Source organism: Pyxidicoccus fallax, from assembly GCF_012933655.1.
Lineage (GTDB): Bacteria > Myxococcota > Myxococcia > Myxococcales > Myxococcaceae > Myxococcus > Myxococcus fallax.
In genome coordinates, this window is record NZ_JABBJJ010000351.1 from 1 (window position 1) to 12681 (window position 12681).

At 72.6% G+C, this 12681-nt stretch carries 11 protein-coding genes; 8 read left to right on the plus strand and 3 right to left on the minus strand.

The window, feature by feature from the left end:
- Positions 1–38: 38 nt before the first annotated feature.
- The 7 genes from rho to HG543_RS44050 are packed head-to-tail and all read left to right on the plus strand — an operon-like array spanning position 39 to position 7951.
- A complete protein-coding gene (gene rho, locus HG543_RS44020; RefSeq protein ID WP_169350944.1) occupies positions 39–1616 on the plus strand; it encodes a transcription termination factor Rho in 1578 nt (525 codons plus the stop codon).
- 52 nt (positions 1617–1668) lie between these two features.
- Positions 1669–1938 carry a hypothetical protein gene (locus tag HG543_RS44025; RefSeq protein ID WP_169350945.1) on the plus strand — a complete coding sequence of 90 codons (270 nt, stop codon included), beginning with the start codon at positions 1669–1671 and terminating at the stop codon, positions 1936–1938.
- A gap of 4 nt (positions 1939–1942) precedes the next feature.
- Entirely contained in the window at positions 1943–3853 is a 1911-nt protein-coding gene (locus HG543_RS44030) for a DUF4129 domain-containing protein (protein ID WP_169350946.1), read from the plus strand.
- Entirely contained in the window at positions 3846–5126 is a 1281-nt protein-coding gene (locus HG543_RS44035; RefSeq protein ID WP_169350947.1) for a DUF4350 domain-containing protein, read from the plus strand. Before HG543_RS44030 ends, HG543_RS44035 begins: the two co-directional genes overlap by 8 nt.
- Positions 5123–6121 (plus strand): AAA family ATPase, encoded by a 999-nt coding sequence (locus HG543_RS44040; RefSeq protein WP_169350948.1) that lies wholly within the window; start codon positions 5123–5125, stop codon positions 6119–6121. The genes HG543_RS44035 and HG543_RS44040 overlap by 4 nt, the downstream gene beginning before the upstream one ends.
- Positions 6118–7425 (plus strand): DUF58 domain-containing protein, encoded by a 1308-nt coding sequence (locus HG543_RS44045; protein ID WP_169350949.1) that lies wholly within the window; start codon positions 6118–6120, stop codon positions 7423–7425. Before HG543_RS44040 ends, HG543_RS44045 begins: the two co-directional genes overlap by 4 nt.
- 10 nt (positions 7426–7435) lie before the next feature.
- A complete protein-coding gene (locus HG543_RS44050) occupies positions 7436–7951 on the plus strand; it encodes a GNAT family N-acetyltransferase (RefSeq protein WP_169350950.1) in 516 nt (171 codons plus the stop codon).
- A gap of 5 nt (positions 7952–7956) precedes the next feature.
- Here the strand turns inward: HG543_RS44050 and HG543_RS44055 are convergent, their stop codons facing one another.
- Positions 7957–8463 (minus strand): inorganic diphosphatase, encoded by a 507-nt coding sequence (locus tag HG543_RS44055; RefSeq protein WP_169350951.1) that lies wholly within the window; start codon positions 8461–8463, stop codon positions 7957–7959.
- A 78-nt stretch (positions 8464–8541) separates the two neighbouring features.
- Entirely contained in the window at positions 8542–9570 is a 1029-nt protein-coding gene (locus HG543_RS44060; protein ID WP_169350952.1) for a stage II sporulation protein M, read from the minus strand.
- 85 nt (positions 9571–9655) lie between these two features.
- On the opposite strand from HG543_RS44060, the gene HG543_RS44065 reads away from it, so the two are divergent.
- Positions 9656–11167, plus strand: a complete 1512-nt coding sequence (locus HG543_RS44065; RefSeq protein ID WP_169350953.1) for a tetratricopeptide repeat protein — start codon at positions 9656–9658, stop codon at positions 11165–11167.
- Between the two features lie 97 nt (positions 11168–11264).
- On the opposite strand, the gene HG543_RS44070 is transcribed toward HG543_RS44065, so the two are convergent.
- On the minus strand, positions 11265–12681 hold a 1417-nt coding region (locus tag HG543_RS44070), incomplete at its 5' end, for a bifunctional metallophosphatase/5'-nucleotidase (protein WP_169350954.1).

The window sequence follows — 12681 nt, forward strand, 5'->3', positions numbered from 1 at the left end:
GGACGGCCCGCCTGGGACGCGCGCAGTCTGGAAACCTCATGAGCGAAAACTCCGAGAACCGCGACCCTCGTGAAGCCCCCCCGATGCCCATGGCCGCCCGCCCGGCGCCTCCGCCCGAAGCGGACGACGACGGGGGCGACGAGGGCGACGACGAGGGCCCCGACGACGGCGATGCCGCGGCGGGAGGCCCCGTCCAGGGAGGCGCTCCCGGGCAGCCCGGGCAGCCGGGCGGGCGCCGCCGCCGCCGCCGTCGCCGCCGCCGTGGCGCCCAGGTGCTCTTCACCCCCGAGGGCCAGGCCTACCGCATGACGGCGGGGCCGGACGGCCAGCAGGTGCAGGTGTTCCTCACGCCGCAGGAGCTGGAGCAGTACCGGCAGCGCCAGGCCCAGCAGCAGCAACAGCCGCAGCAGGGTGGCCAGCCGCAGCAGCACGGCCAGCAGCAGCAGCAGCACCATCACCACGGGCAGCACCGCCAGCAGCACGGCGGGCAGCAGCAGCGCGACGTCGCGGCGCAGGCCAACCTGGCGCCCGTGGAGGGCGTGCTGGACACGGAGGCCAAGGGCCCCAACGCCTTCCTGCGTCAGCTCAAGCGCAACCTCCTGGCGGCGCCGGACGACCCGGAGCTGCCGAAGAACCTGGTGCAGAAGCTGCGCCTGCGGCAGGGCCAGTACCTCACCGCCTTCGCGCAGATGCGCGGCAACAAGGGCGTCATCCAGAAGGTGGACACCGTGGACGGCCGCCCGCTGGACGGCGCGCCCCGGCTGCCCCACTTCGCGGACCTCACGTCCGTGGACCCCACCGAGCGGCTCAAGCTGGAGCACGGCCACAAGGAGATGGTGACGCGGGTGCTGGACCTCATTGCCCCCATCGGCAAGGGCCAGCGCGCGCTCATCGTCGCCCCGCCCAAGACGGGCAAGACCATCATGCTCCAGCGGATTGCCCAGGCCATCCTGAGCAACCACCCCGAGTGTCACGTCATGGTGGTGCTCATCGACGAGCGCCCCGAGGAAGTGACGGACATGCGCCGCAGCATCAAGGCGGAGGTGCTCGCGTCCAGCTCGGACCGGCCCACGGGGGACCACCTCAAGGTGGCCGAGCTCGCCCTGGAGCGCGCCCGCCGGCTGGTGGAGTCCGGCAAGGACGTGGTGATTCTGCTCGACTCCATCACCCGCCTCGCCCGCGCCTTCAACAAGGAGGTCGACAACTCCGGCCGCACCCTGTCCGGCGGCGTGGACAGCCGCGCCCTGGAGCGCCCCAAGCGCATCTTCGGCGCCGCCCGCGCGACGGAAGAGGCCGGCTCGCTGACCATCATCGGCACCGCCCTCATCGACACCGGCAGCCGCATGGACGAGGTCATCTTCGAGGAGTTCAAGGGCACCGGTAACTCGGAAGTCACGCTGGACCGGCTCCTCGCGGAAAAGCGTGTCTTCCCCGCCATCAACATCGCCCAGTCCGGCACGCGCAAGGAGGAGAAGCTCTTCACCCTGCGCGAGTACGAGAAGGTGAAGAAGCTGCGGCAGATGCTCTTCGCGGTGAAGCCGGTGGAGGCGATGGAGGCGCTCGTCAAGCGGCTGTCGCGCTACACGTACAACGACGAGTTCCTCGACGAGCTGTAGTCCTCCTATCGGGGGGTGGTGTGGCGGGCCCGGGTGTGCGTAAGGTGGCGGCATGATTCAGGGCTCGGGCCGCTGCCACTACCACCCGGAGCGCGCCGGCCTCGGCGTCTGCGTGGAGTGCCGGCGCGTCATCTGCCGGGAGTGCACCACGCAGTTCGAGGGCATCAACCGCTGCGCGGCCTGCCTGGACAAGCGCCTCAAGGCGCTGGAGGGCCCGGGCGAGCGGCGGGAGTGGACGGCGGGCAACGTGACGCTGGCGCTGATGGGGATGGCCCTCGTCTGGGGCGCCATCCTCCTGGTGGCCCAGGCGGCGGCGAGCTAGCGCGATGGCCGTCTCCGCGCTCGAGCTGCGCCCCCGGGGCGCGGTGGCCCTGATGGATGCGGCGCTGCGGCTGTGCTCGCGCAACGCCGGCGCGTGGGCCCTCACCCTGCCCGGCGGCGCGGCCGTCGTCGCCGCGGCGCTGTACCTGGTGGAAGCGGTGCGCCTGGGGCGGCCGCTGGCGCTGCCCGCGCTGGCGCTCACCCTGGCGTGGTTCCTGAGGGGGCTGTGCCAGGGCGCGGCCTGCCACCACGTGCAGGAAGTCCTGCTGGGCAAGGAGGCCGAGCCCTCCGCGTGGGCCTCGCTGAAGGCCGCGCTGGGCCGCGCGCCCGCCCTCTTCATCACGGTGGCGTACCTGTTCGTCTTCAACGTGCTGATGCTGGCGCTGACGCTGGGCATCGGCTTCTTCGTGCTGTCGGCGCAGGGCGTGGGCTACGCGGCGGTGATGCAGGGCAAAGGCAGCCCGCTGCGGCTGTATGGCCTGTGCTCGCGGCTCTTGGGCCCGGCGCGCGGCACCGCCACGGCGGTGCGCATCCTCATGGGCGTGCAGCTCCTGGGCTTCTTCAACCTGCACATCGGCCTCAACTTCCTGCTGATTCTCGGGCGGAAGCTGGTGGGCATCGACCTGACGTTCGCCGAGCGCTTCGCCTCGCTGGACAACCCGCAGTGGGTGCTGTTCCTGGCGCTCACCACCTTCGCCCTCTTCGAGCCGGTGCGCGCCGCCGCGGCCACGCTGCTGCTGGTGGACGGGCGCGTGCGGCAGGAGGGGTTGGATTTGCTGGCCGCCGTGCAGCAACTCCCCGCGCGCAACACGGGCCGGCCCCTCGCGGGTTCCCCGGGCTCCCCAGGCTCCAGGAGCGCCGCGGTGCTGGCGCTGGTGCTCGGCCTGGGGTTGCTGACGGCGGGCCCGGCCCACGCGCAGGCGGGGGACGTGAAGCCGCCCGTGGCCTCGGGCCGAGACGCCGCGACGCGGCTGGGCGCGGTGGCGGAGGCGTGCGAGGGCACCGGCCCCGCCGAGGACGCGCGCTACGAATCGCTGGCCGGGCTGGGCCCCGCCGAGGCCGGCAAGCTGGACCGGTGGGTGCGCACCGTGGAGCGCCAGGCGTGGGACGACGAGGACTGTGACTCGGCGCTGGCCACGCTGGAGCAGGGGCTCGCGCAGGTTCCGGGCACCCTCTCCGCCCAGGCGCGCGCGGATGCCCGGGCCGCCTCGGCGCGCGCGAAGGACATCCTCGCCCGGCCGGAGTTCGCGGTGGCGCCGCCCAAGGCGGAGAAGGAGGCCCCCGAGGAGTCCGTGCCCCCGGAGCCGCCGGGCTGGTGGCGACGGTTCATGGACTGGCTGGGCGAGTTCCTCAAGAAGCTCTTCGAGCGCTCCCCGGCGCCGCCTCCGCGAAACCAGCCCGAGCTGGTCACCGGCGGCGCGGTGGCCAACGTGCTGGTGGTGCTGCTGGTGACGCTGACGGTGGTGGTGCTGGGCGCGCTCCTCCTGAGGTACTTCGGCAAGAAGAAGGGCACGGGCGAGTCGGGGCTGGAGGTCTCGACGGTGCACGCCGCGACGCTGGCGGGAGACCCGGCCCACGCGCTGTCCCGCCCGCCCGAGGGCTGGGCGCACCTGGCCGACGAACTGGCCGCCCGGGGCGAGTACCGCGAGGCGGTGCGCAGCCTGTATCTCGCGCTGCTGTCCCGGCTGCACCGCGACGGCGCCATCCTCTACGACGTGACGCTGAGCAACTGGGACTACCTGCGCCAGTTCCGCGGCCGCTCGGAGTGGAAGGCCCCGTTTCGCGAGCTGACGCGGCGCTTCGACTTCGCGTGGTACGGCAACGTGCCGGTGGGCGCGGAGGGCTACCGCGAGTTCCGCGCCCTCACCGCGCCGCTGCTGGCCGCGCCCGCGCAACCGGAGGCCGCCGGTGCGTGACCGTTTCCCGCTGCTGGTGGTGGGCGGCCTGGTGCTCACCGTCGTGCTCGGCACCTTCCTCGTCCAGGGCGCGAAGCGCGGCGAGTTCGCCGACACGCTGTCCACCTTCCGCGCCCAGGAGGACGGCGCGCGCGCCCTCTTCCTGCTGGCCCAGGAGAGCGGCCTGCCCGTGGCCCGCCGCATGGCGGACCTGCGCATCCTCTCCGGCCCGGGGACGCAGGTGCTGCTCGCGGTGGAGGTGGAGGGCGCGTACGAGGAGGACCCGGACCAGACGCGACTGGCCGCCGAGCCCGACGCCGGCCTCGCCGACGAGGACGTGCCGCGCACCGGCTTCAACGCCTTCCGCGCCGCCGAGCTGGACGAGGAGGAGCACGAGAAGCTCCTGGAGCACGTGCGCGGCGGCGGCACGCTGGTGTACGTGCCGTGGGGCTCGCGGGAGAACCCGCTCCTGGACGCCCTGTCCGTGAAGCTCGTCAAGGCGGACACGAGCCTGCCCATGCGCACGCTGGTGCCGCCCCTGCCCTCGCCGTACACGCTGGGCGTGGAGCGGGTGGAGGCCAAGGTGCAGGCCTACCTCACGCTGCCCCCGGGCGCGGTGCCGGTGCTGGAGGATGACCGGCTGGGCGAGGTGGTGGCGGCGGTGGTGCCTCACGGCCTGGGCCGGGTGTTGGTGGTGGGCGCGCCGGAGCTGGCGATGAACCGGGCGCTGACGCGCGCGGACAATGCCCAGTTCTGGCTGAGCGCCCTGGCCGCGCTGGGCCCGGGCCCCTACGAGTTCGACGAGTTCCACCACGGCTTCACCGACGAGCGCTCGGTGGTGGACTTCGCGCGGCGCTACGGCCTGCACTTCGCGGTGGCGCAGCTGCTGCTCGGCGTGGTGCTGTGGTCCGTGTCGCTGCGGCGCTTCGGCCGCCCGCGCCCGCCGCCCGAGGCCGCCCGCGTGGGCGCCACCGACGCCCTCTTCGCCATGGGCCGCCTGTACCGCGAGGGCCGGCACCATGGCTTCGCCGCCAACCTCCTCACCCGGGGCCTCACGCAGGAGCTGGCCCTGCACGCGGGCCTGCCCCCGCACGCCCCCGCCCACACCGTGGCGGAGGGCTTGAGGGAGCGGGGCCGCGCGGACCTCGCCCAGGGACTCCAGGCCGTGGCCGCCCAGGCGGACACGGTGGGCAGCGACAAGGACCTCCAGCAGCTCGCCACCAGCGCGGCCGGGCTGCGGCAACGCCTCCACTCCGCCGGCACCGGCCGGCGCAACCCTCCCGGAACGACATGAGCGTCACCGACACCGCCCCTCCCTACGGCTCCCACGGCACCGCCGTGCGGGCGGCCCACGACATCCGCGAAGGCGTGCTCCACGAGGTCCGCAAGGCCGTGGTCGGCCAGGACGAGGCCCTGGAGCTGATGCTCTGCGGCCTCATCGCTGGCGGCCACGTGCTGCTGGAGGGCGTGCCCGGCGTGGCCAAGACGCTGATGGCCAAGGCCCTGGCGCGCAGCATCGGCGCGGACTTCAAGCGCATCCAGTTCACCCCGGACCTGATGCCCGCGGACATCCTCGGCACCAGCGTCTTCGACCTGAAGTCCCAGGCCTTCGTGCTGGTGAAGGGCCCCATCTTCACGGACCTCCTGCTGGCGGACGAAATCAACCGCGCCCCGGCCAAGACGCAGTCCGCGCTGCTGGAGGCCATGCAGGAGCGCGGCGTGTCGCTGGAGGGCCGCAACCTGACGCTGTCGCCGCTCTTCACGGTGTTCGCCACGCAGAACCCGGTGGAGTCCGAGGGCACCTATCCGCTTCCCGAGGCGCAGCTGGACCGCTTCCTGTTGAAGATTGAAGTGGGCTACCCGGCGCCGGACGAGGAGGACGCGATTCTGGCCTCGGTGCACCGGGGCTTCGACTCGGGCGACCTGACGCGCGCGGGCGTCAACGCGGCGGTGACGAAGGAGGGCCTGCTGGCGGCGCGCACGGCGCTCAACGAGGTGACGGTGGAGCCGCCGGTGCTGGGCTACATCCGCAAACTGGTGGCGGCCACGCGCACCTCCAGCCGCATCCGCCTGGGCGCGGGCCCTCGCGCGGGCGTGCACCTGCTGCTGGCGGCCAAGGCGCTGGCGGCGCTGCGCGGGCGCGGCTTCGTCACGCCGGACGACGTGCGCTTCCTGGCCGGGCCGGTGCTGAAGCACCGCCTGTTGCTGTCGCCGGACGCGGAGCTGGACGGGGCGACGCCGTCGGACGTGCTGCGCGAGGTGGTGCAGGGGGTGGAGGTTCCGCGTTGATTCCCACCGGGCGCCTCTGGGTGCTGCTGGCGCTGCTGGCGCTGCCGATGATGGCCGCGGGGTTCGTCCCGGCCATTGGCGGCGCCGTGCTGGCGCTGGACGTGCTGGCGCTGGCGCTGGCGGGGCTGGACGTCCTCGCCGCCCGGCGGGCGCGGCTGGAGGTGCGCAGGGAGCTGCCGCAGCGGCTCAACGTGGGCGTGCCCAACAAGGTGGAGGTGCGGCTGGTGCACCGGGGCTCGGGCACGGTGCGCGTGCGGGTGAAGGACGACGTCCCGGAGTCCTTCACCGCGACGCCGGACGAAGCGCCGCTGGAGTTGCCGCCGGACAGCGAGGCGCGCTGGGTGTACCGGGTGACGCCCGCGAAGCGGGGCCGCTTCGACTTCGGGGACGTGCACGTGCGGGTGCGCGGGCCGCTGGGGCTCGTCTTCCACGAGCGCGTGTTCCCCGCCGCCACGTCCATCGCCGTGTACCCGGACCTGCGCGGGGCCAGCCGGCTGCTGCTGTCCGGCGCGGCGTTGGATCTGGTCAACCTGGGCCTGCGGCAATTGCGGCGCGACGGGCGCGGCAGCGAGTTCGCGCGGCTGCGTGACTATGCCCAGGGCGACAGCGTGCGCGACGTGGACTGGAAGGCCACCGCGCGCCGCAGCCGGCCGGTGACGCGGGTGATGGAGTCCGAGCGCTCGCAGTCCATCCTCATCTGCGTGGACGCGGGGCGCTCCATGGCGGCGCAGGTGGACGGGCTCACCAAGCTGGACCATGCCGTCAACGCGGCCCTCTTCCTGGCCTTCGTGGCCGTGCGCAATGGAGACCGGGTGGGGCTGGCCGTGTTCGCGGACGGCGTGAAGACGTACCTGCCGCCAGCCGCCGGACGCGGGCAGTACCGGAAGATGGTGGACGCGCTCTACTCCACGACGCCGAGCCTCACGTACGTGGACTACCTGGCGCTCTTCAAGGAGCTGAACGTCCGCCTCACGCGGCGCAGCCTGCTGTGCGTCTTCACGGACTTCCTCGACGAGGAGCAGGCGTCGACGATGGTGGCCCCGCTGCACCGGCTGGCGCGGCGGCACGTGCCCCTGTGCCTGTCGGTGAAGGACACGGCGCTGCAGAAGCTGCTGCGCACGCAGCCGCCCGGGCCCGAGGAGGCCTTCCAGCAGGCGGTGGCCTCCGAGCTGCTCATGGACCGCGAGGGACTGAAGGCGCGGGTGAGTCAAGGCGGCGTGCAGATGATGGATGTGCAGCCGGATGAACTGAGCCTCGCGGCCGTCAACCGCTACCTGGACATCAAGGCGCGCGGCGTGCTGTAGCGGCACGTCCATGAGCCCTCTCTTCCAGGCCGCGGACCTCACCGCCGAGCACGTGCCCGACGCCGACGTGGAGCTGTTCCAGCCCCTGCTGGAGCACTGCGAGGACTTCTTCCTGCGCTGCTATGGCAGGCCGGCGAATCCCGACGAGGCGAAGGTGATGCTCACGGAGCGTCCGCCGACGGCGGGAGGCGGCCACCTGACGGCGCTGAGGGACTCGGGCGGGAAGTGGGTGGGCATCCTGGAGTCCGTGTTCGACTTCCCCGCTCCGGCGGAGTGGTACCTGGGGCTGATGCTGCTGGCGCCCGAGGTGCGCGGGCATGGGCGCGGCGAGGCCGTCATCCGGGCGTATGAGGCGTGGCTGCGCGGCCAGGGCGCGCGGCTGCTGCGGCTCGGTGTGGCGGAGCCGAACCCGGATGCGCTGCGCTTCTGGACGCGCATGGGCTTCCGCGAGGAACTGTGGGTGGGGCCCATCAAGCAGGGCGTGCTCGAGTACCGCGTGCTGCGGATGTCGAAGGCGCTGGTGTAGCTGGCCTACCGGACAGCGGGCTCCTGGAGCCACCCCACGAAGCGCGTGTCCGGCACGTTGCCTCGGACGCGGTGCAGCCCGCGCTTGAAGAAGGCGTAGACGCGGAAGAAGCGCTCCAGGCCGGCGCGCTCGGCGGCGCTCATCGGCCCCGCGCCGCACACCACCTTCGGGTCTCCCTTCCCCTCGTCGATGAAGCCGATGACGCCCACCACGGGCACGCGCAGCCGCTGCCCGCGCGGCAGCCGGTCACCCAGCACCACTGCGTCGAGCGGGTCGCCGTCATCGGACATGAGGCCCGGGATGCTGCCGTAGTTGTACGGGCACGGCAGCGGCGACACGAAGTCCACCGTCCCATCCGCGCGCCGCTTCACGAAGGAGAAGCGGGGGCACTCGATGAGGACCTCCGGCTCGGGAGGCAGCGGCGGCAGGTCAAGTCGTCCGGGCACGCCGGGGGTGTAGCACGCCCTGCCCGCCCCCGCCGGAGCCCGCCGCGCGCGGAATGGAGATTCCATTCCGGTCGGCCTCGCCGGCAGGCGGGCCTACCCCGCCGGACGCGGAATGGACGCTCCATTCCACGCGGGCCCGTGGCGTCAGCGGGTGGCGGAGGGCTCGGCGGCGCTCCTGTCGTTCTCCCGCGCCTCGCTCCCCGTTCGCAGCCAGTCCGACAGGAGGTACGCGTACACGCCCGCGCCCACGATGAGCGCGAAGGACACCTTGAACATCACCGACAGCTTCGGCGGGTGGATTTGCGACACCGTGCCCTCGATGAAGCCCGCCAGCACGAACAGGGCGAGCGTGCCGAACAGCAGCTTCACCGCCGTCACAGCCTCCTTCCGCAGGGCCTGTCCACGGGACAGCCCACCGGGAGCCACCATCCCACGCGCAATCACCAGCCCCGCCGCGCCCGCGATGCAGATGGCCGTTATCTCCGGAATGCCATGCGGAAGAATCCACGCCCAGAACCAGCCCGCCATGCCCTTCGCCGTGTACACCTGCGCCAGCGCGCCCAGGAACAGGCCGTTGACGAACAGCATCACCGCCGTGCCCAGCCCCATCGTGATTCCCAGCGCGAAGGCCAGGAACGCCACCTGGATGTTGTGCGTGAAGAGGAACGTGGAGAACTGCGCCTGCTGCCCCGCAGTCATCCCGTCCCCGGCCGCCTCGTCCGCGGCGCGCTTGATGGGGTCCAGGTCCAGGTGCTCCGTCGGCACGAGGTAGTGCGCCGCGTCCGGGTCCACCAGCATCCCCAGGTAGCCGAAGCCCACGCCCGCCAAGAGCAGCAGCAGGGAGGCCACGTACATGCGCCACTCGCGGCGCATCAGCGCGGGGAAGCCCCGGGCGACGAAGCCCCACACGTCCGCCAGCCTCGGCCGGCGCCCCGGGTACGTCAGCGCGTACGCCCGCCCCACCAGGTCGTTGAGATAGGCGCTCACGTCCGCCGAGCCGCTGCGCGCGCGCACCCACAGCAAGTCGCTGGAGACGGCCCGGTACAGCTTGCCCAGCGACCGGGCCTCCTCCAGGCTCAGGCCTCGCAGGCCGAGGGACTCGGACCGGTCCAGCAGCGACTCGAGCTGCTCCCAGCGCGGCCGACGCGACTCGATGAACTCCGCCATCTCCATGGCCCAACACTCTAGCCCAGCCGGGAGCCCCCCTCCCTGCCCTCGCAACCCGCCTTGTGGGAAAATCGGGCGCATGATGTGTCGGATGGCGGTCCTGGGGTGGGTGCTGTCGGTGCTGGCGGGGTGTGTCAGCCCACGCGCCTTGTGTCCCCTGGACGGAGGCAACCCCTGGGTGGAGGTGCGCAGCCCGCACTTCAGCGTTCGTACCAATCTGGACGCGGACACCGCCGAGGAGGCCGCGCGGGAGCTGGAGCTGCTGCGGCAGGGGCTGCTCCAGGCGTGGAGCGGCAGCTTCGACCCGCCGGGCACGGTGGAGGTCATCGTCCTGCGCAACCAGCGCGCCCTGGAGGAGTTCACCAACGTCCGCATCGAGGGCTTCTCCGCCGCCACCGCCGACGGCCCGATGCTGGTGCTGGCCGGCAACGCCTACGCGCTCAGCGAGGACCCGGCGGACCCCGGTACCCAGGCGCACGAGCTGACGCACTACCTCTCGGAGTTCGCGCTGGTGCGCCAGCCGCGCTGGCTGTCGGAGGGACTGGCGGCCTACCTGGAGTCCATCCGCCTGCGGCCGGAGAAGCAGCAGGTCATCCTCGGCGAGCTGCACCTGCCCTTCTACAACCACGTGCGCCGCAGCGGCTGGCGCACCCTGGAGGAGCTGTGGGAATGGGACGGCAAGGGGCTGCTCAGCACCGCCGAGTCGCGGCAGTACTACGCGTCCTCGTGGCTGTGGGTGCACTTCTTCATCAGCCGGCACGGTGAGCGCTTCGAGGACTTCCAGACGCGGCTCATGCGCGGCGAGGAGCCCCGCAGCGCGTGGGAGGAGTCCTTCCGCGGCGTGAAGGACCTGGCCGGGCAGCTCCACGGCTACGTGCACGGCGGCCCCCACGTCACCTACCCCGCCATCATCGCCCCGCTGCCGCCCATCACCAGCCCGCTGCGCACGCGCCCCCTGGAGGCCGCGGAGGTGCACGCCATCCGCGCCCAGCTCTTCCTGATGACGCCCGGGGCCGCGCCCCCGGAGGACCGGATGGAGAAGGCCGAGCGGGAGATGGCCCAGGCGCTGAAGGAGAACCCGAACAACGTCACCGCCAACCTGATGCGCATCCGCGCCGCGCTGGACCCGTTCCGCCGGCTGGAGCTCGCGCGGCGGCTGGTGGAGCAGCACCCGGCGAGCGGCCCGGCCTGGGACGCGCTGGCCCAGGCGCTGGACGCGGCGGGCAACACCTCCGAGGAGCAGGAGGCCGCGCGGCTGCGCGCGGTGGAGCTGCAGCCGGACAGCGTGAGCGCGCAGAACGGACTGGCGGGCTTCTACGCGCGCACCTCGCGGCCGGAGAAGGGCCTGGACGCGGCCCGCAGCGCCCTGTCGCTGGCCCCGGGCAACCCGGCGGTGCTCGACACCTGGTCCACCATCCTCTTCCAGCTCGGCCGCTGCAACGAAGCGCTCTCCGCGCAGCAGCTCGCGGCCGACATGCTCCACGAGAGCACGCCCGAGCGGCTGCGCCGGACGGTCCACGACACGCTGGCCCGCTACGAGGCCGTGTGCGGTGCCGCCGCCACGCCGGCCACCGCGCCCGCGGCGGCGCCCGCGGCGCACTGAAACACCTCCGCGGCCCCGAAACGGCGAAGCGCCGGAGGACCCTCGGGGGAGTCCTTCCGGCGCCTCTCGAGACAGCCGCGCGAAGAGCGCTCGCGGCCTACTTCAGCAGCTTCTCCAGCGGCTTCTTGTCGCTGGACTCCTTGCCCTTGGTCCAGTCGACCACGGGCGTCTGCCAGGCCATGCCCGTCTCGGTGGGCTCGGGGTCGAGCTTCTCGAACTCGAAGCCGTCACCGCCGAAGTAGAGGTACTCCACCGTGGCCACGGTGTACTCCTTCTTCGGGTCCAGGGCCTTGCCCTTGGCGTCCTTGAACTTGTCCTTCCCGGCGGCGGTGAAGCCGGCGATGAGGGCGTTGGGGTTGGCCAGCTGCTTGATCAGGTCCTCACCCTTGAGGTTCACCACGAGGAGCGTGTTCTCGAAGGGCATCACCGAGTAGATGCTGCCGCGGGTGATGGCGCCGGCCGGCAGGTCACCGCGGATGCCGCCCTTGTTGAGGATGGCGCCGTCGGTGGCGAGCACCTCGCGCACCGCGCCCGCGACCCACTTCGCCATCTGCGGCGAGGCCTGGGGAATACCGGCCTTGGTGAAGCCGATCTGCTGGCCCAGCACCTCGTCCAGCTGCGCCTTCCACTTGGCGACGAGCTGCGCCGTCTCCGCGTCCGGCGTGCCGCCCGACACCTCGACGACCTGGGTGTCGACCGAGGTCACCTTCTCGCCCGCGGGCTTCTTGGGGTCGAACTTGAGCTGCGCGCGCAGGTACTTGTTGAAGCCGCGGTCCAGCGACACGAAGGCGGTGTCACCCACCTTCGTCTCCACCGGCTGCGGGCAGCGGCCGCCGGCCACGAGGGCCAGCTTCCACTCGGCATGCTTGGCGACGACGGGCTGCAGGTCGCTGACGCACGCGTCGGCCACCACCACCACCACGTCCGCGCCGGCCTTGCGGGCCTCGGGGACGGCGAGGTTGAGCGCGTCCTCGTAGCCCGTCACTTCCAGGCCCTCGGCGCGGCCGGCCATGGCCGTGCGCACCGTCTTCTCCGAGGCGAGGCCCACCACGCCCACCTTCAGGCCGCGGCGCTCGTACACCTGGAACGGGGGCAGGGACAGGTCGCCGGCGAGCGACGGGTCCTTCACCTTGAGGTTGGCGGCGAGGAACGGGAAGCCGCCCGCGGAGCGGTTCTTGAGGAAGGCCTCCTTGCCGAAGGCCAGCTCGTGGTTGCCCATGGCGGAGGCGGCGAAGCCCATGCGGCCCATGACCTCGGCGGTGGGCGTGCCCAGGAAGAAGGACGAGATGGCCGGGCCGTTCCAGTGGTCACCGGTGGCGAGCGCCAGGGTGCCGGAGTCGGCGCAGGGGGCCTGGCCCTCCTTCACGGGACCGGGGCAGTGCTTCTCCTGGGACACCCAGTGGCCGAGGAGCTCCGCCGCGCCGCCCTTGCCCTCGGAGGGCAGCAGCTGGCCGAAGGCGCCGCCGGTGACGAGCAGCGTGACTTCGTTGGGGACGGCGGGGGCCGCGGGGGCC

Excerpts from the sequence above, each read along its gene's own strand:
- HG543_RS44060 (WP_169350952.1), bottom strand. The coding sequence starts at position 9,570 with ATGGAGATGGCGGAGTTCATCGAGTCGCGTCGGCCGCGCTGGGAGCAG.
- HG543_RS44030 (WP_169350946.1), top strand. The coding sequence starts at position 1,943 with ATGGCCGTCTCCGCGCTCGAGCTGCGCCCCCGGGGCGCGGTGGCCCTG.
- HG543_RS44025 (WP_169350945.1), top strand. The coding sequence starts at position 1,669 with ATGATTCAGGGCTCGGGCCGCTGCCACTACCACCCGGAGCGCGCCGGC.
- rho (WP_169350944.1), top strand. The coding sequence starts at position 39 with ATGAGCGAAAACTCCGAGAACCGCGACCCTCGTGAAGCCCCCCCGATG.
- HG543_RS44055 (WP_169350951.1), bottom strand. The coding sequence starts at position 8,463 with ATGGAATCTCCATTCCGCGCGCGGCGGGCTCCGGCGGGGGCGGGCAGG.
- HG543_RS44065 (WP_169350953.1), top strand. The coding sequence starts at position 9,656 with ATGGCGGTCCTGGGGTGGGTGCTGTCGGTGCTGGCGGGGTGTGTCAGC.
- HG543_RS44040 (WP_169350948.1), top strand. The coding sequence starts at position 5,123 with ATGAGCGTCACCGACACCGCCCCTCCCTACGGCTCCCACGGCACCGCC.
- HG543_RS44050 (WP_169350950.1), top strand. The coding sequence starts at position 7,436 with ATGAGCCCTCTCTTCCAGGCCGCGGACCTCACCGCCGAGCACGTGCCC.